Source organism: Brevibacterium sp. RIT 803 (assembly GCF_016892625.1).
Lineage (GTDB): Bacteria > Actinomycetota > Actinomycetes > Actinomycetales > Brevibacteriaceae > Brevibacterium.
This window is the reverse complement of record NZ_JAFEMW010000001.1, coordinates 720,422-739,482: the sequence shown is the minus strand read 5'-3', so window position 1 is coordinate 739,482 and position 19,061 is coordinate 720,422. Positions and strand designations below refer to the sequence as shown.

The window sequence follows — 19,061 nt, the reverse complement described above, 5'->3', positions numbered from 1 at the left end:
CTCAGCTCGGTGTCACCGTGCCGTTGCTGCCGTTGACGCTCACCGTCTGTCCCGATGTGAACCTGCTGGTGGCATCTCGGACGGCCATGACCGCAGGCAGACCCAACTCACGGGCCGTGACCGCACCGTGGGAGAGCGCACCGCCGCTTTCGGTGATGACGCCGCTGGCCTGGTAGAACAGAGCCGTCCAGGCCGGATTCGTGGTTCGGGCGACAAGGATCGCCCCGTCCGGGAAGGACGAGAAGTCCTCGGGGCTGTGGACGACGAAGACCTCGCCCGTGACCTCGCCGGGACTGCCGGCAGTTCCCTTGATGAAGTCACCGTCCGCGTCATCCCCGACGTCGGGCGCACGACCGTGCTCCCACTCGGGGGTCCGCTCGACCGCTTCCTGATACCCGGCCTTGTTCTTCTCCGCGATCGCAGTCAGGCCGGCCAGAGCCTCGGCGGGGGAGCGATGCCCGTTGCCGGAGCCAGCGGAATCTCCGGCAGGGGAGTGCTGCCCGTCGGCAGCGCGGATCGCTGCGTCGAGAGGCTCGAAATTGATGAAGTAGACATCCATGGGGTCGGTGAGGACACCCTGGTCGACAAGTCTCTGACCCAGTTCGCGCAGGGCCCGTCGCATCGGCAGCGTCAGGCGTGTGGTCTGGTAGTGCTCCAGGTCATCGAGCGCCGTGTACGAGCGTGCCAGTCGGATGACCTCCTGCACCAGATAACGCAGCTTCTCCGGAGCGGCATTGACCACGGCCCGCTCAGTCTCGGCCTGCAGGACCTTGCGCTCCAGATCGGAATCCGCCGCGGCGTTCTCAGCTCGATCAGCCAGCAGGCGGACCTGATCGAGGACGATGTGCGGGGCCTCGACCCAGGTCGGATGGTAGGCGTCGAAGTCGAGTTCCCGGTGGCCGTGCTTGGCGAGGAAAGTCGCGAATTCGTCGGAGAACTCGGGGAAGTCAGCGAGGACCGCCGGCCCGTCCTCGCCAGTGTGGCTGCGCAGCGTCGATGACAGTTCGGGATTGCTGCGCACAATGCGTGAGAGCTCCCAGAGTTCGGCGTTGACCTGCGAGGTCTTCGTCTCCGTCGATGCCAGCAGTCGCTCGAACACGAGGCGCGCCGTCTCCTTGTCCACTGCCATCTCGAGCATGTGCGAGAGCGCACCGTAAAGTGTCTGCTGAGTCAGGGAGATCGCGATGTTGGGGCGGAAGTACTCCGTGCCGAGGTCGCTGATGGCGATCACGTGATCCCACACCTCGGCCAGCGACTTGTCCTCCAACGGTTCGTGGGAGAGCTTGCCGATGCCCATGAGGTACGTGTCGAGGTCTCGCATCCACCGCACGGGAAGTTCCTGCACCCAACCGAACTGAGAAGCGATCTCCGGCAGCGATTCGGTGATGGTCTCCACGCTGGAGAGCATCTTCGTCGGCAGTCTCCCGGCGTAGAGATCGACGGCCGTCTGATTGCCGTAGATGTAGAAGTCACGCATCACGAACCACTTGTCGTCGAAGGGCGGCAGGCCCATGAGATCGAAGCTGTGGTTGAGTGAGCTGTGGAATCCTGCCTCGACGAGGTCCCAGGTCAGAGGCGTGACCGGAGTGGGAAATCGTTCGGCCGATTCGTCGCGGGTCCAGCGGGGTGCGACGCGAGTGATCGGCCGCGACTGCAGGAGGAAGAGGCCGTCACCGCTGAAGGCCCACTCGATGTCCTGCGGGAAACCGAAATGATCCTCCGCGCGCACGGAGAGTTCGGCCACCGCTCGGGCCTGTTCCGCAGACAGTGCCGGACGGGTCCGCTGATCGTCGCCGAGGTGGACCTCCCTCGTGCGCGCATCGACGTGATCGTCCTGTCCGATGTGATCGTCGCGTCCGTCGTCGCCCCCCTCGTCGTCAACGTCATCGGCTTCCGCAGGCCCACGCATGACGAGGGCCTTCGGCTTGACCGCGATCTCGGCCGCGACCTGGGTTCCGTCGGCGCGGGCGATCCGGAATTCGTCGACGGGTTCTTCTCCTCCGACGACGGTCTCGCCCAGTCCGAACGCCGCATTGATGAGGACTTCGTCCGTGTTGCCGCGCACCGGATCGACGGAGAAGGCGACCCCGGCAGCCTCCTCAGCGCCGACTGCGACCATGAGCTGAACGACGACGGCCATCTTCGCCTCCAGCTGTTCGACGCCGAGCTGCTGACGGTAGCGGAAGGCGTGTGGATTCCACAGGGAGGCATAGCAGTCGCGCACCGCCTCGGCGATGGACTGCGTTCCGCGAACCCCGAGGTAGGTATCGTGCTGCCCGGCGAAGGCCGCCCCGGGCAGATCCTCCATGGTCCCCGAGGAACGGACCGCCACCGCCTGGCCGTTCAGGCCGGCAGCCTGGGCCGCCGCCTCGAAGTCGGCGAGCCACGCACCGGGGACCGGGGTGCTGCGGATGAGCTCGCCGATCGCCTCGGCGGGGTGGTCGGTGTCCATGAGCCCGCTGATCCGCGACTGCAGGGGTGTGACGAATTGCGTGTAGGCGTCGGCGGTGACGATGAAGCCGCCGGGCACGGGCAGATTCTGCGCGGACTTCGCGAGGCTGGCGCCCTTGCCGCCGCTGGTCGCAAGTTCGGTGGCGAGAGGATCGGTGAAGCCGAGGGTGAGTGTCACGAGTGCTCCTAGAGATGTCTCAGGTGGGCCGAGGGGACGGTAGTCGATCGGGTCACAGACGGAAGCGACGCAAGCCCAGAAGCAGCCAGCCGCAGACCGCACTGACGATGCCGATTCCTATGACCAGGGGCCAGAAGAACACGGCAACAATGAGTGCTGGTACCCAGACCATAACTGCTGCGAAGCCGCCGAGGAGGCGGAAGAATGTGACAGTATTGCGACCGTCCGCGCGCGATCCGGCAAGGGCAGCTGCCGCGAGCACGGGGGCGAAGAGCCACATGAGCGCGATCCCGACCCAGCGCAGCACCGTGATCGCAGAACTCGCTGCGGCGGGTGACCCGTCAGCTGCAGCTGTGGAGTTATCACGCTGCAGGTCCAGAAACGCCGTCGCGAACGTGGCCGCTCTGCCCGGTGTTCTGCGGGCGACATTGAGCGCCTTCGCCTGGATCCGCTCGAAGGTCTCTTCGTCGGGACAATTCACTGAGATCTCATCGAGGGCCGAACTCATCGCCGAGGCGACCTCGGCCTCCCAAACGGATCGATCCTGGCCGTTGCGGGCCGGAATCGTGATCGACTTTCCGCGGACCACCTCGGCGCGGGAGCGGAATCGATCCGGTGTCGAATAGAACAGGCCCACCGGGATCACCTCGAGATCGATACCCTCCTCGAGCAGGGTGCAGGCGATGCGGGCAGCACCAGATTTGTAGGGTTGGGGTCGGTGGCCCCATTCGCTGCTGGCTTCGGGGAAGATTCCCAGGTCCCCGCCCCGGCGAAGGTGTGCAGTGCCGGCGTCGACCGGACTGGCCACCGATGTGGGGTCGAGGTTGTAGCGTTCGACGTCCTTGGGCCGGACGACGGGGATGCCGGCGATGAAGAGACGCAGGAACCAGCTGCGGATGAGCTGGATCGAGATGAGGAACTGTGCTCGCGGGAATGCGGCGAGCACCTGGTGGCCGTCGATGGCTCCATTGCGGTGGCTGGAGATGATGAGGCGCGGGCGCGGGATCGCTCGTGTGGTGGTGCCGCTCGGGGATTCCTCGCGGTCGGCGGAATCGGCGGGCTTGCCGCCGACGTCGAGAACGCGGATGCGACCGAAATATGCCGTGCGCATGGCGGCATTGATGAACCGGTGCCCCCATCCTAGGGCGGCAGCAGGTGGTAGGGATGCATTCGAGTGGTCAGTCTTCGAGGACATCGCGGAGTCGTTCCAGATCCTTCTGCACGGCTTCGATGTCGCGGGCGAATTCCTCATCGCTGACGCTCGGGAGGCGGTAGACGGTGAAGACGACCTCGCTGACATCGTCGTTGTGGAGCACACGCAGCGGATTGTGCACGGTGGTGCCGTCGGGGAAGATCACGTCGTGGTCGAGGATCCCGAACTCGATGCCGGGCCGGAAGCTGACCTCGACCTCGCCCATCGGCGAATCGGTGATCCAGCGTCCGGCCTCATTGCGGATGCCGTCGCTCAGGCCGGCCGCCCACTGTGGGAGGTTGGCCGGATTGCCGGCGAAGACCGCGATGTCGGAGGGGTCTGTGCGGATCGTCTGTGAGATGTGGCGCGCGTCGAAGCTCATGCACCAAGTGCACCACAGCTGTCACGATCGGGCCAGAGGCAGCAGGCCCGAGTCAGTCTCTGCGGTGGGCGGATCGGCAGCGGCGCCGGTCGAGCCGGAGATTGCGCGAGCGGATCCTCAGCAGGCGCGTCGCGCATTCCGGGGGCCCGCTGACGTTCGGTCGAACCGTATGTCTGAGACTTGGGCGAGGAGCCTTGTGTTCGTCGGCCTCCCACTCCTCGTCGCGGCGCTGCCCGATCTCCGACCGGTCGATGAACGCTTGGAGCTCGGCGATGAGCTTCAGCTGGAGATCGTTGACCGACTCGATGCCTTCCGAGTATTCGAGGGGGATGTCGACGGATTCCCAGTTGGCGACGACCCTGACAATCCACCGTCGCGCGTCGGTCGGGTCGTGATTCATCCCGTAGCTGTCCCATTCGTCGTTGGCGAACATGCCGAGAACGACCGGAGCGATGACCTTGTTGAGGAGGAACTCTTCCGTCAATTCGGTGTTGTCCATACCTCCCACCATAGGACCCCACGCTCCAGATTTCTTGCAAGGCCACGGCAGGTCCCGCAGGTTGAGAGCCGAGTGCGCCATCACGTCGCCAGTTAGACTGACCCGATGCCACGCAGCCCGCTTCCACCCCGAGAAGGCATCTCCGCGACCTCGCTGCGTGCTCCTGGTGGGAAGTCGACGCACGATAAGAACCATCTTCCGGTCCCGGACACCATCGGCGAGTGGTTGGAGGCAGAGTTCCCCGACGCCGACGATGAGGCGCGACGTAGCCTGCTGAGCACGGGTGATATGCGCGATGAGACAGGCGTGCCGGTGAACTGGGATGATTCCGTCATCCCCGGCGGCTTCTACTTCTTCCACCGACCAGTTCCGGCCGAGGAGCGGATTCCCTTCGAGATGAGCATCGTCTTCGAAGACGACGATCTGCTCGTCGTCGACAAACCCCACTTCCTGGCCAGCACTCCCAATGGGCGGTTCGTGCGCGAATGCGTCGTGACCCGGGCTCGTCTGGATTTCAACCAACCCGATCTGGTGGCCATCCACCGTCTCGACCGCATCACGGCGGGACTGCTCATCCTGTCGAAACGCCCCGAGACCCGTGGTCGATATCAGAGTCTGTTCCAGAACCGATCGGTGACCAAGACCTATCGCGCTCTCGCAGCGATGCCGCCGACGGATATGGAGTTCCCGCTCAGCAAGGAGTCCAGACTGGTCAAACCGCGCGGCGGCAGACAGGTCCTCGAAGTCGACGGTGAGCCCAACGCCTTCAGCACGATCAGCCTGCTGGATGAACGAACCCCGACCTCGCCGAGGCGGTCCGAGGCAACAGTGCCCCCACCTCGGCGATCGGAGGGGGAGCGTCCGTCGATCGGCGAGTACGAACTTCATCCGCTGACGGGTAAGACGCATCAGCTGCGGGTGCACATGAACTCGCTCGGGCTGCCGATCCTCGGGGACCCGGTCTATCCTGTCGATCTGTCTCCGGACCCCTACGATTTCAGCTCGCCGCTGCAGCTGCTGGCGGCGTCGATCGAGTTCGACGATCCGCTGACGCGGCGCCCGCGCCGCTTCGAATCCGGACTCACTCTGGGACCGATGCCGTAGACCGCTGCAGACGCATCTTGTGTCTCGACTCGGCATCATCGCCGACGGCTGCGCCCAGGCTTTGCCCACGAACGGTGGGGACACGGTAGCCTGGTGATATGAGTCCAAACGCACCCGGATGTACCTCAGAGGCGATCGTTGCCCTGGTCCGGTCCCGAATCACGACCGGCGAGTACCCTGCCGGCTCTCCGGTCCGGGATGGTGCGCTGGCGAAGGAATTCAACGTCTCGCGCAACACTGCCCGTGAATCCCTGTCACTGCTCCGCTACGCCGGACTCCTGACACAGGAGACGAACCGAGGCTTCTTCGTCCGTACCTTCGACCTCGACGAACTCAAGGACCTTTACCAGGCCCGACGTGTCTTCGAGATCCGGGCCGTTCAGGAATCGCAGGACGCCACGGAGGCGGCGATGAACCGTGTGGAAGCATCGGTCGTCCGTGCGGAAACTGCTCCGAACAACGAGAGCTGGACCGACGCACAGGAGCACTCCGCCTCATTCCACCGGGCGATCGTCGGCCTGCTCGGCTCGCCGATGCTCGACGAGTTCTACGTCAACCTCATGGCCAGGCTGTCGACGACGTTCGCCCGCTCAAGGGAACCAGGCAAATACCACTCCCACTGGGCCAACCCGCATCGCGACATCCTCGAGAAGATGCGCTCGGGGGACCGACACGGAGCCGAGGGCCTGCTGCGGATCCATCTCGATGACTCGGAAGCCTCGACGCTCGACCTGGCGCGCTCGGTCGGCGAAGGCCGCTGACTGTGGAGCAGCACGTCCGCCTCGGCGGGTATTCCTGAGTATTGATGTCGGCAGTCTCACAGTGCTCGGTATTTGAAACGCTAGATAAGCGGTGTATGACTTCGATAGCATTGAGCCACCGAACTCACCGCGTCGAAAGGCTGTACCCATGGGGATTCCCGAGCAGGAAACACAGGCCGCAAACGATCCGTTCTCCCTGACGGGCCTCACGTATGACGATGTCCTCCTCCTGCCCGGTGACACCGATGTCATCCCTTCAGATGCCTCCACCACGACCCGTCTGACCAAAGAGATCGAGCTCAACATCCCCCTGGTCTCGGCCGCCATGGACACCGTGACCGAGTCGCGCATGGCCATCGCCGTGGCCCGCATCGGCGGACTGGGCATCATCCACCGCAACTTGTCGATGGAAGACCAGGCCGCCCAGGTCGATTACGTCAAGCGCTCCGAATCCGGGATGATCAACGACCCGCTGACGATCACCCCCGAGAAGACTCTTGAAGAACTCGACGAGATCTGCGGAAAATACCGGATCTCAGGTCTGCCCGTCGTCGATGAGAACAACGTGCTGCTGGGCATCGTGACCAACCGCGACCTGCGCTTCGTCACCCGCAGCGTATTCCCGACCCGCACCGTGGCCGAGACCATGACCCGGATGCCGCTGATCACCGCCCCGGACGGCGTCTCCCCGGAGAAGGCATTCGAGCTGCTGGCCGAGCACAAGGTCGAGAAGCTGCCCCTGGTCGATGAGAACAACGTCATCAAGGGCCTCATCACCGTCAAGGACTTCGTCAAGACCGAGGAATACCCTCTGGCCACGAAGGATGACGAAGGTCGCCTGCGCGTGGGTGCGGCCGTCGGATTCCACGGCGATGCCTATGAACGCGCAACCCTCCTCGCCGAGGCGGGCGTCGACGTCCTCGTCGTCGACACCGCCAATGGTCACGCTCGCGGCGTGACCGACATGATCAGGAGGATCAAGGCCGATTCGACGTTCGACAAGGTCCAGATCATCGGCGGAAACGTCGCCACGAAGGAGGGTGCACAAGCCCTCATCGACGCCGGTGCCGACGCCATCAAAGTCGGAGTCGGGCCGGGCTCGATCTGCACCACCCGTGTGGTCGCGGGCGTCGGTGTCCCGCAGGTCACCGCCGTCTATCTCGCCGCTCAGGCGGCCCGCGCGGCCGGTGTGCCGGTCATCGCAGACGGCGGACTGCAGTACTCCGGCGACATCGCCAAGGCCATGGTCGCCGGCGCGGACACCGTGATGCTCGGCTCCCTGCTGGCCGGCTGCAGCGAATCGCCCGGCGAACTCATCTTCGTCAACGGCAAGCAGTACAAGGCCTATCGCGGCATGGGTTCTCTGGGCGCCATGGCCCCACGTCAGGGCAAGTCCTACTCGAAGGACCGCTACTTCCAGGACGACATCGATACCGACACCGACCTCATCCCGGAGGGCATCGAAGGCCGCGTCGCCTACCGCGGACCGCTCAAGCAGGTCGCTCACCAGCTCACCGGCGGTCTGCGCCAGTCGATGTTCTACGTCGGTGCCCCCACCATCGCGGACCTCAAGTCCAAGGGCAAGTTCGTTCGCCTGACCACAGCGGGCCTCAAGGAGAGCCACCCGCACGACATCCAGATGACCGTCGAAGCACCGAACTACGTCGTCAAATAAGTTTCTGCAGAGACCGTTCTCTGACAGCGCCTCGCGACTGGTTTCTGGTTGTCCAACGATTGCCGACGGCCGTAGCTCCTGCCCCCTGGGCAGGGACTACGGCCGTTTTCGCTGTCTCAGGATGTCAGACGAATCGCCCGGATGTGATGAAGGCCACGTGCGATTTTTTTAGTCGTATACGCCTGTCGTCGATCGCGGGCTTGGCCGCGCGAGGCTTGACGAAGGCACTCCTCGCGTCGGGTTGAGGTTACTTGTGTAGTGGAATCCGGCAGCACCACTCGCCTTGCTTCTTCATTGACTTAGGGTAGGTTTCCCTAATGTAGTCCGGCCTTACCGGACCCTGAACCGAAGGAGGCAACCGTACCGCTATGACTTCACTGCTCTCTGACACCCCAACTCCGCTGACCGAGGCAAGCGTGCCGAACGAGGCCCGATCGCTGCCCGATGCCCCGCAGAGCGAGGCACCATCGCTGCCCGATGCCGCGCCACTGCCGAATGCCTCGCTGCGCACTGAGGACGCCCTGCTGGGGTCGCACAGTGCCGATGCCTACGCCGAGCTCATGCACGAGGTCGTCGATGCACTCGCCCAGCGTTTCACGAGTGTCGACGCTCCCACTTCGGCGAATGACCGGACCAGTCTGGAAGCCTGGGTCGCCGACTTCGACCTCGACGGACAGGGGATCGGAAACATCGCAGCCCTGCGCGAGGCCGATGACCTCTACGCCCGCAACGCCGTCTGGTTCCACCACCCGAGCTATGTCGCCCACCTCAACTGCCCTGTCGCCGTGCCAGCCGTCGCGGCCGAGGCGATGCTGGCTGCGATCAACACCTCCGTCGACACCTACGACCAGTCTGAGGTCGCCACACTCATGGAGCGCCGCCTGGTGCAGTGGGCCTGCAGGCACGTCGGATTCTCCGGTGGAGACGGAATCTTCACCTCGGGCGGCACCCAGTCGAACTTGCAGGCACTGTTCCTGGCCCGTGAGAACGTTCTGCGCGCCCAGCAGGCACAGCGCGCCCAGCAGGCACAAATGCTCGGCAGTGACCAGCCCGGCCGTGGCGAGCCATCACGCCGCGAGATCATCTCTCGGCTCCGGATACTCACGACCTCCCAGACTCACTTCTCGATATCCCGCGCCGCACACATCCTCGGCCTCGACGCCGAGGCTGCGGTGACCGTTGACACCGACGACGCCGGACGCATGGACGCCGAGGCTCTGGCCGAGCTGATGCGCGACATCGACGACACCGGCGGCATCGTCATGGCCGTCGCCGCCACGGCCGGAACCACCGACCTCGGCGTCATCGACCCGCTCGACGCCATCGCCGAGATCTGCGAGGGAGCGAACGTGTGGATGCACGTCGACGCCGCATACGGCGGGGGACTGCTGTGGGCACCACGACGCAGACACCTGCTGCAGGGAATCGGCCGTGCCACCTCGGTGACCATCGACTTCCACAAGACCTTCTTCCAGCCCGTGTCATCAAGCGCGCTGCTGGTGCGCGACCTCGCCCTGTTCGACCCGACGCTTCATCACAACGACTACCTCAATCCGGAGGCCGAGGCCCAGGGCGCCGATGCCGAACCGAACCAGGTCGACAAATCCCTGCAGACCACCCGACGCTTCGACGCACTCAAACTCTGGACGACACTGCGCGCCCGCGGTGCCACAGAGATCGGTTCGATGGTCGACACCGTGTGCGATCTGGCCGCGGAGGTCCGCGAACTCCTCGACGCACAGCCGGATTTCGAGGTGCTGGGAGCAACCGACCTGAGCACGGTCCTGTTCCGGTTCGCGCCCGCGAACGCTGAGGCCGCCACCGCCGATGAACTGGTGCCGATGATCCGCCGTGTCCTCTTCCGCTCTGGGCGCGCAGCGATCGCGCGCACCACCATCGACGGCAGGCCCTGGCTCAAACTCACCCTGCTCAACCCCGACACCACGGTCGCAGACATCACCGCCGTGTTCGACCTCGTTCGCGCCACCGGGCACGGAATCCTCGCTGGCCGGCACCTGGAGAGCACGACCCTCGAAGGAGGCGCAGCATGAGCACGCCCGAGTCACACATCCACGACATCGTCGGCATCGGCATCGGACCCTTCGGTCTGGGACTGGCCGCCTTGTCAGACCCCCTGCCAGACGTCGACGCCGTCTTCCTCGACCAACGCGAGGAATTCCGCTGGCACCCGGGCATGATGATCGAAGGTGCGACGGTCCAGGTCCCGTTCCTCGCCGACCTCGTGACTATGGCCGACCCCACCTCTCGCTTCTCCTTCCTGCAGTTCCTCAAGGACAGCGGCCGGCTCTATCCCTTCTACATCCGTGAATCCTTCTACCCACTGCGCGCCGAATTCGACGAATACTGCCGATGGGTCGCCGCTCAACTGGACACTCTGCGCTGGAACCGCACGGTCACCTCGGTGACCAGGAATGATGACATCTACACCGTGACCGCCGAGGTGGCCGATCAGTTCGGTCAGACGCTGAGGACTGAGTCCTACCGCGCCCGCCACCTGATCCTCGGTGTCGGCACCGAACCGGTCCTGCCACGGGCCCTGCAGGACCTGGAAACGGAGGGCACAGGCCCGGTCATCCACACCTCGAAGTACCTCGACCACAGAGACGCACTGCTCGAGAGCGGATCAATCACCATCGTCGGCAGCGGACAGTCTGCGGCAGAGATCTACCGTGATCTCATCGACGAAGCTGAAGCTCGTGACGTGCGACTCGACTGGGTGACGCGCTCACCGCGCTTCTTCCCGATGGAGTACACGAAGCTGACCTTGGAGATGACGTCTCCGGAGTACACGGATCACTTCCGAGCCCTGCCCGATGACCTGCGCGAACAGCTCGGACGTGAACAGCGAACCCTGTACAAGGGCATCAGCGCCGAGCTCGTCGACGACATCCACGACACCCTCTACCGGCTCAGCCGCGGCGGCAGGAAGCTGCGCACCAACCTCCTCGCAGAATCGGAGCTGATTGCCGCCGACCACGATGCGAGCACCGGCGACTATGCTCTGCGCTTCCGCAACACGTCACTGGGCAGGTGCTTCGACCGGCGCACCGGATCGGTTGTCTCTGCCACCGGTTACAAATCCCAGGTCCCGGCCTTCCTCGCGCCGCTGGGAGACGAGATCCGCCTGGATGCCAAGGGCCGCCTCGAAGTCACCCGCCACTACACGGTCAACGACGCAGGAACCATCCACGTCCTCAATGGCGAAGAGCACACCCACGGAGTCACCGCACCCGATCTTGGCTTCGGGCCCTGGCGAGCGTCTGTTGTGCTCTCACACGTGACCGGGCGCGAACCGTACCCGATCGAAAAGACCATCGCCTTCCAGACCTTCGGAGTTCCGGACGACGGGGTATTCGACGACAGAGCTCTCGACGATGGGGCGCTCGACGACGGAGCTCTCGACGATGGGGCGCTCGACGACGGAGCTCTCGACGATGGGGCGCTCGACGACGGAGCTCTCGACGCGACTCCTCTGAGCACTCAGGACGACGTCGAATCGCACTTCGACTTCGCCGAGACCGACACCGCCGCCGATTCCGATTCCCAGCCCGCAGACGACAGGGAGATGTCACACGTATGACCACCGACCTCATCAACGACGCACCCACACCCTCAGCGGCAAGCTCCGCGCTCACCGTGGACATCCGAGCCGTGGACCCTGCCCGGGACACCAAGAACATCCACGTGTGGCTGACCCACCCGCGTGCCCACTACTGGCAGATGACCGATCTCGACGAATCCGGAGTCCGCGACTACCTCGGTGCAGTCCTCGGCTCCGCCGACGAGAACGGCTGGGTGGGATCGGTCGACGGCATCGACTGCTTCTACGTCGAGACCTATCTGCCCTCCACGCTGATCCCACACGATGTTGTTCCCACCGGACCCGACGACATCGGAATGCACCTGCTCGTCGCCCCACCTGACGGCGATGGAACCCGCGGACTCACGAACAAGATCATGGCCGAGGTCATCGACTTCTGTCTGCGCCCGATCGAACGAGGCGGCCGCGGCGGCCACCGAGTCATCGTCGAACCCGACGTGCGGAACACCGCCATCCTCGAGAAGAACCGGGCAGCGGGTTTCAGTCCGGTGGGTGAGGCGACCATCATGATGGGGGATGAGCGGAAACGCGCCCTGGTCAGCGTCTGCGCTCGTGAGGACTTCGAAGCCAGCGAGCTGGCTGCACTTCTCAACCGTGAGGATGTCGAGGCCGTCAGCTCTGATGACGAACACCTCGCCACGCTCGTCGCGACTCCCGACACATACTCCCATCTCAATCGCGACACCTTTGCGATCGCCCAACGCCACCTTGTGGCCAAGGCACTGTCCGAGTTCGCCCACGAACGGCTGATCGCCCCGATCCGCTCCACCGGCCCGAATGCCGGGCCCGATGACTGGGAGCTGACGATCGATGACACCGGACCGAAGGACACCGATCAGTCCGAGGACACCGCCGAGTTCCCGGATGGCGGTTCCGTGACATACTCGTTCACCGCCCGAGTCCTGCCGCTCGAGCACTGGGCCATCGACGAGGACAGCATCACCCGCCGCCGAGGTGACACGCAGCTGGGACTCGACGCGCAGGAACTCGTCGTCGAACTCCAGGATGCCCTCGACATCCCGGAGAACCTGATGTCGACCTATCTCGAGGAGCTCGCGTCGACCCTGGCCAGCAGCGCCTTCAAACTCGCCGAGGCGGTCAAAGGCCACCGCCCGGACTCCACAGATCTCCTGACGGCTGACTTCCAGTCCACCGAGGCGGCCATGACCGAAGGCCATCCCGGCTTCATTGCCAACAATGGACGCATCGGATTCTCCCTCAGCGATTATCGGAAATGGGCCCCAGAGAACGGGCGCACCACCCACGTCGAATGGGTGGCGGCGACCCGCGAGCACAGCCATCTCTCACTCGGTCAAGGATTCGACGAGGCCGCACACACCGACTGGGCACTCAGTGCCGAGGAGCGCGAACTCTTCGACTCACGAATCCGGTCAGCCGGCCGTGATCCGGAAGACTTCCACCTCCTCCCGGTCCACCCCTGGCAGGCCGATCACCGACTTGCGATCACCTTCGCCGCCGACATCGCCCGGGGAGATCTGCTGCCCCTGGGCGCTGGCCTCGACGAGTATCAGCCGCAGCAGTCCCTGCGCACCTTCTTCAACCGAACACGGGTCGATGCCCCCTATGTGAAGGTTGCGCTCGCCGTACAGAACATGGGGTTCCTGCGCGGACTGTCCCCGAAGTACATGCGCGATACTCCGGCCATCAATGACTGGGTCGCCGAGCTGATCGGCACCGATCCTGCCTTCGGGGACGCCGGGTTCCGGGTCCTGCGGGAACGCACTGCGCTCGGCTACACCGGCGACGTCTACCACCGAACGCAGGAGACGAACCCGCACCGCAAGATGCTTGCCGCCCTGTGGAGAGAGAACCCTCTGACCGTGCTCGAGCCTGGTCAGAAGGTCGTCACCATGGCGTCCTTGCTGCACCGTGATCACAGGGGAGTCGCCTTCTCCAGCGAACTCATCCGAGCCTCAGGTCAGGCTCCCGAGGACTGGGTACGGTCCTACTTGAGGGCCTATCTGCACCCGCTCGTCCACGCACTGCTGGCCCACGATCTGGTGTTCATGCCGCACGGGGAGAACCTCATCCTCATCCTGGACGACCACGTCGTGACCGGTGCCTTCATGAAGGACATCGGCGAGGAGGTCGCCGTCCTCGGCCACCGTGACCTGCCGGGCGATGTCGAGCGGATCCGGGCGCTGGTCCCCGGCGAGGAGAAGGCCCTGTCCGTGTTCACGGATATGTTCGACGGAGTGCTGCGCCACCTCGGCGGGATCCTCGATGCCGATGGTGTGCTGAGTTCGGAGGCGTTCTGGACCTTTGTCGCCGAGGTGCTCGATCATTACGAGGCCGAGCATCCGGAACTCGCCCATGGTCTGGCCGGGGATGTGGACCTGAGAGCCGAACGTTTCGCCCATTCCTGCCTCAACCGTCTGCAGCTGCGGAACACCGTGCAGATGGTCGACATCGGCAACCAGGCCGAATCGCTGCTCTACGCAGGAACGATGAGGAACCCCGTGGCGCGCTGAGCCCTCCGCGCGATCGTGTAGAGCACTGCTTCCACCGAGGTGCATCGCCCGACCGTGAGGTGCATCGCCCGATCGCGAAGTTCACCGCACCCGCCGAGGTGGCCGCTGGACCCCAGCGGCCACCTCGGCGGGGATGTGGGGTGCGGGCCGAATCGCCGGACCGTGTGCGACCATGCGAGCGCCAGCGGCTATCATCATTCCTATCGGTCGCCCGCGCGCAGACCGCAAGCGGTCCGCAGGATTCCCGACTCAAAGGTGTGGTCATGGCGAAGCAGAACGATCGGCCGACCCTGGCCACGGTCGCTTCGCGCGCAGGAGTCAGCATCAAAACCGCTTCCCGAGTGCTCAACGGCGAAAAGCATGTGGCCGCGAGGACCGCCGAAAAGGTGGAAGAAGCCGCCGCCGAGCTCGGATTCCGCATCAACTCCACGGCCAGGCGCCTGCGTGCCGGTGGCCGTTCACCCTACATCGGCGTGGTCATGAGCGATGGAGACGACCCTTTCCAGGCTCGCCTCTTCACCCTGCTGGAGGCCGAGCTGAGCAGGGTCGGACTGCGCCCAGTCGTGACGGTCACCGCCGACGACCTCGACCGTGAACGCGGTTTCCTCGACGAGTGCCTGGCCAATGACATGACCGGGATCTGCGTGATCCGATCGCACCCGGACGCCGCACGGTTCTACACCGACGCGACGTCGGCTGACGTGCAGATCGTGTCCTTCGACCCGTCGACTGCAGGACCGGGTGTCGACCTCATCGCCGGTGATGAGGAACGTGCTGGACGTCTGGCGGCGACTCAGCTGCTCAATCACGGGCATATCAGTCTCGGCGTGATCGGCGATCATTCGACCAGCCCCATCACCACGGCCAGGCTCGCTGGAATCCAATCGGCCTTCGCCGGACGCTCTGACGTCGGGTGGCGCGCCTACATGCGCGAAGATGCCCACGACCTGGCCAGCGCGAAGAACGTCGTCGCGGCCTGGCTGGGTTCGCGCAGCGCGCCCAGCGCACTGATCACCCTGTCAGGGACCCTCACTCAGGGGGCCATCGACGCCTGCCGGCGCCTCGATGAATGGCCCGCGCTGGTGGGCATCGACGATTTCCCTGCTGCGGACCTCTTAGACGTGACCGTCATCGATCGTGACGTCAGCGCCATGGCTGCCGAGGCGGTCCGCCGTCTGCAGGATCCGCTCCGTGCTGTGGCCGGAAGCGATTCGCTCCGGGGCTCGACTCAGGTTCCTGTGCACGTGATCGCTCGCGGCAGCGGCGAGGAATCTCCGGACAAGTGACGAAGGGCTTCGGGACGAATGACGAAGCGCCTCCGGACACGTGAAGCTGTCCTGAGAGGCTCTGCGAGACTCTCCCCGGAGAGACCCAGAACACAATTTTTCGCCGAAACAGTTGACACCGAGCTCCGATCAGCGAATTATATTGATCAGCCTGACAACGTTGTCAGAAAAATTGAAAGGGTCACAATGAGGCACAACCTGCAGTCTCGCAAGAAGTTCGCCGTTCTCGGCGCCTCGGTTGCTATCGGAGCTCTCGCGCTCAGCGGCTGTGGGAGTCAGAAGGGCCAAGGCAATGAGGAATCCGGCGGCGGTTCGGGTGGAGATGGTGAAGTCACCATTGCTCTGCTGCTCCCGGAGTCCAAGACCACCCGTTACGAATCTCTGGACAAGCCGAACTTCGAGAAGTACGTCGCGGAAGCCAACCCTGATGCGAAGATCGAGTACCGCAACGCGAACCAGGACGCGACCCAGCAGCAGCAGCAGTTCGAAGCCGCTGTGACCGAAGGCGTCGACGCCATCGTCCTCGACCCTGTCGACGCCTCGGCGGTGTCCTCGGCTCTGTCGAAGGCCGAAGCCAAGAAGATTCCGGTCATCGCCTATGACCGCTTCTTCGAAGGCGCGGACTACTACACCTCGTTCGACAACAAGAGGATCGGCAACCTCCAGGGCCAGGCCGTCCTCGACGGACTCAAGGCCGAGGACAAGGATCCGAAATCGGGCCCGGTCTGGATGGTCAACGGCGATCCGAAGGACCCGAACGCCGCAGACTTCAAGGCCGGCGCAGAGGAGACCCTGAAGAAGGCCGGTGTCGACATCACCGGCAGCCATGACACGCTCGACTGGAACCCGGACGACGCCCGTCAGTGGGTCGAAGGTCAGCTGCAGAGCGCGGACAAGGAGCCGATCGCCATCTACTCAGCCAATGACGGCACCGCCGGTGGTGTTCTCGCCGCCACCAAGAAGGCCAAGGTGAAGCCGGTCGTCACCGGGCAGGATGCTGAGGTCGACGGTCTGCAGAACATCCTCAGGGGTGACCAGTACGCCACGATCTACAAGTCGATCCCACCGCAGGCGGAGTTCGCTGCGAAGGCAGCCGTTGCACTGGCCGGAGGCGAGGAGCCGAAGGCGGGAACAACCTACAAGGACACTCCGACGGACTTCGTCGAGGCCAAGGTCGTCACGAAAGACACTGTGAAGGACATCGTCGGGGATCAGATCAAGGCTGAAGACATCTGCACCAAAGACGTGAAGAAGCTCTGCGAAGACGCCGGCGTCAAGTAGAAATCGGCGAGTAGGAATATATGAATTCTCAACCCAATGATCCGGCACCCGCGAGTACGCGGGTGCCGGAGACCGGAGCCGAACCAGTTCTCGAGCTGCGCGGGATCAACAAACGATTCGGCGCAGTCCAAGCTCTGACCGATATCAACCTGACCATCGGCCGCGGTGAAGTCGTCGGCCTCGTCGGCGACAACGGCGCCGGCAAGTCCACACTGGTCAAGGTCATCGCCGGAGTCCACGGAGCCGACGAAGGTGAGATCATTCTGGGCGGACGATCCCAGAAATTCGCAGCGCCTAAGGACGCACAGAAGGCGGGAGTCGCCACAGTCTTCCAGGATCTCTCCCTCTGCGAGAACCTCGACGTCGTGGCCAACCTGTTCCTCGGCCATGAGAAGACCCGTGGCGGTGTTCTCGACGAGGTCACCATGGAAGCGCGGTCGTGGGAGCTGCTGCGCAGCCTGTCGGCCAAGATCCCCAGTGTAAGGGTGCCGATCGCGGCGCTCTCCGGCGGTCAACGTCAGACGGTCGCGATTGCCAGGTCCCTCCTCGGCGAACCCTCGATCGTGATGTTGGACGAGCCGACGGCGGCCCTGGGCGTTGCGCAGACCGCTGAGGTGCTCAACCTCATCGAGCGGCTGCGTGAACGTGACCTGGGAGTGCTGCTGGTCAGTCACAACATGGCCGATGTCCAGGCAGTGTGTGACCGTGTCCATGTTCTGCGTTTGGGCAAGGATGCCGGTGACTTCCCAGGTGACGAGCGCACGGACGTGCTGGTCGCCGCGATCACGGGAGCCAACGACAATGTCGTGACTCAGAGAGCGACCCGAAGGGGTGAGCGTCGATGACCCGCAACTCGTTCATCACCGACGAACGCATTTCGAGTGAGGGGTTCCTCGCGACATTCGTTCGTCGAGTCAAGGAAGGCCAGCTCGGCTCATTCCCAGTGATTCTGGCGCTCATCGTCATCGTCGTCGTCTTCCAGTCGGCGAACAGCAAATTCATCTCACCGGCCAATTTGGTCAATCTCTCCACACAGGTCGCGTTCTTGGCGATCCTGGCGCTGGGCATCAATCTCATCCTGCTCCTCGGTGAGATCGACCTGTCGTTGGCTCAGCTGGGTGGACTCTCTGCCTCACTGCTGGGTGTGCTGGTGGTCAGACAGGGGGTCCCGCCCCTGATCGCATTGGTCATCATGCTGGTGTTGGGTCTCGTGGTCGGAGCGATCCAGGGGTGGTTCTTTGCGGTGGTCGGCATCCCGGCCTTCGTGGTCACTCTGGCCGGTCTGCTGGCCTTCACCGGACTGACCCTGACGACCTTAGGAGTGCAGAAGAACCTGTCGATGGCCGATACCTTCGCCTTCGACTTTGCGAGCTTCTACTTCCCAGCCATCTGGGCCTACGTGTTCGGTGCGGTTGCCGTCATCGGCTTCGGTGCCGGGATCATCTACTCGAAGCTGCGCCGTCACAACGAGGGACTCGACAGCCCGAGCTGGACCTCGGTGATCGTGCGCATCGTGCTGCTGGCAGCCATCGTCTTCGGCTTTCTCATCCTGGTCAATCAGGACTTCGGACTGGCGATGCCGTTCTTCCTCATGATCGTCATCGCGATCGGAATCGACCTGGTGCTGCGCAAGACCAAGTACGGGCGTTCGATCTACGCTGTCGGCGGCAAGGTCGAAGCCGCCAGGCGTGCAGGCATCCGCGTCACCTGGGTGCGCATCAGCGTCTTCATGGCAGCCGGTGTTCTGGCAGCATTGTTCGGCTTCATCAAGACCGGTGTGACGACAAACGCGGGATCGACGCTGGTGAGCACGCAGGACCTGCTCAACGCGATCGCCGCCGCAGTCATCGGCGGCACCTCGCTGTTCGGCGGTCGCGGCACGGCCTGGGCCGCCGTGCTCGGTGCCCTGGTCGTCGGTGCCATCAACAACGGCCTCTACCTCATCGGCTTCAACTCCGATGCGCAGCAGATCATCACCGCGCTCGTCCTCCTCACAGCCGTCGTCATCGACGCCCTGAGCCGTCGCGGACAACGCTACGTCGGACGCGGTTAGCTGCCGATTCATCACATCTCACCGATGCGTTAGCGAATCGTCGAGAGCAGAGCTGAGCGTCGAGAGCGCACTCCCTGGAGTCTGC

The 19,061-nt window shown here is 64.2% G+C and carries 14 protein-coding genes; 10 read left to right on the top strand and 4 right to left on the bottom strand.

The window, feature by feature from the left end:
• Position 1: 1 nt before the first annotated feature.
• The 4 genes from JTF07_RS20775 to JTF07_RS03375 form a co-directional block, all read right to left on the bottom strand.
• Positions 2 to 2,629: a PEP/pyruvate-binding domain-containing protein gene (locus tag JTF07_RS20775; RefSeq protein ID WP_204232896.1), complete on the bottom strand. Its 2,628-nt coding sequence runs from the start codon at positions 2,627 to 2,629 to the stop codon at positions 2 to 4.
• Positions 2,630 to 2,681: 52 nt separating this feature from the next.
• Positions 2,682 to 3,740: a lysophospholipid acyltransferase family protein gene (locus JTF07_RS03385; protein ID WP_204232895.1), complete on the bottom strand. Its 1,059-nt coding sequence runs from the start codon at positions 3,738 to 3,740 to the stop codon at positions 2,682 to 2,684.
• 67 nt (positions 3,741 to 3,807) lie between these two features.
• The gene (locus JTF07_RS03380) at positions 3,808 to 4,203 is read right to left on the bottom strand and encodes an SRPBCC family protein (protein WP_204232894.1); all 396 of its coding nucleotides are present in this window, start codon (positions 4,201 to 4,203) and stop codon (positions 3,808 to 3,810) included.
• Positions 4,204 to 4,255: 52 nt separating this feature from the next.
• Entirely contained in the window at positions 4,256 to 4,702 is a 447-nt protein-coding gene (locus JTF07_RS03375) for a hypothetical protein (protein WP_204232893.1), read from the bottom strand.
• A 105-nt stretch (positions 4,703 to 4,807) separates the two neighbouring features.
• Between JTF07_RS03375 and JTF07_RS03370 the strand changes: the two genes are divergently transcribed.
• The 10 genes from JTF07_RS03370 (at position 4,808) to JTF07_RS03325 (ending at position 18,976) form a co-directional block, all read left to right on the top strand.
• Entirely contained in the window at positions 4,808 to 5,806 is a 999-nt protein-coding gene (locus JTF07_RS03370) for a pseudouridine synthase (RefSeq protein ID WP_204232892.1), read from the top strand.
• Between the two features lie 98 nt (positions 5,807 to 5,904).
• Entirely contained in the window at positions 5,905 to 6,567 is a 663-nt protein-coding gene (locus JTF07_RS03365; protein ID WP_143924267.1) for a GntR family transcriptional regulator, read from the top strand.
• A 148-nt stretch (positions 6,568 to 6,715) separates the two neighbouring features.
• The gene (guaB, locus tag JTF07_RS03360; RefSeq protein ID WP_204232891.1) at positions 6,716 to 8,242 is read left to right on the top strand and encodes an IMP dehydrogenase; all 1,527 of its coding nucleotides are present in this window, start codon (positions 6,716 to 6,718) and stop codon (positions 8,240 to 8,242) included.
• A gap of 368 nt (positions 8,243 to 8,610) precedes the next feature.
• Complete coding sequence (locus tag JTF07_RS03355) at positions 8,611 to 10,293, top strand: pyridoxal phosphate-dependent decarboxylase family protein (protein WP_204232890.1); 1,683 nt, start codon at positions 8,611 to 8,613, stop codon at positions 10,291 to 10,293.
• Positions 10,290 to 11,843, top strand: a complete 1,554-nt coding sequence (locus JTF07_RS03350; RefSeq protein ID WP_204232889.1) for a lysine N(6)-hydroxylase/L-ornithine N(5)-oxygenase family protein — start codon at positions 10,290 to 10,292, stop codon at positions 11,841 to 11,843. Before JTF07_RS03355 ends, JTF07_RS03350 begins: the two co-directional genes overlap by 4 nt.
• Entirely contained in the window at positions 11,840 to 14,356 is a 2,517-nt protein-coding gene (locus JTF07_RS03345; RefSeq protein WP_204232888.1) for a GNAT family N-acetyltransferase, read from the top strand. Before JTF07_RS03350 ends, JTF07_RS03345 begins: the two co-directional genes overlap by 4 nt.
• 263 nt (positions 14,357 to 14,619) lie before the next feature.
• Complete coding sequence (locus JTF07_RS03340) at positions 14,620 to 15,642, top strand: LacI family DNA-binding transcriptional regulator (protein WP_204232887.1); 1,023 nt, start codon at positions 14,620 to 14,622, stop codon at positions 15,640 to 15,642.
• A gap of 186 nt (positions 15,643 to 15,828) precedes the next feature.
• On the top strand, positions 15,829 to 16,923 hold the full coding sequence (locus JTF07_RS03335) for a substrate-binding domain-containing protein (protein ID WP_204232886.1): 1,095 nt from the start codon (positions 15,829 to 15,831) through the stop codon (positions 16,921 to 16,923).
• 20 nt (positions 16,924 to 16,943) lie between these two features.
• Positions 16,944 to 17,768, top strand: a complete 825-nt coding sequence (locus JTF07_RS03330; protein WP_204232885.1) for an ATP-binding cassette domain-containing protein — start codon at positions 16,944 to 16,946, stop codon at positions 17,766 to 17,768.
• Entirely contained in the window at positions 17,765 to 18,976 is a 1,212-nt protein-coding gene (locus tag JTF07_RS03325) for a sugar ABC transporter permease (RefSeq protein WP_204232884.1), read from the top strand. The genes JTF07_RS03330 and JTF07_RS03325 overlap by 4 nt, the downstream gene beginning before the upstream one ends.
• Positions 18,977 to 19,061 lie beyond the last annotated feature (85 nt).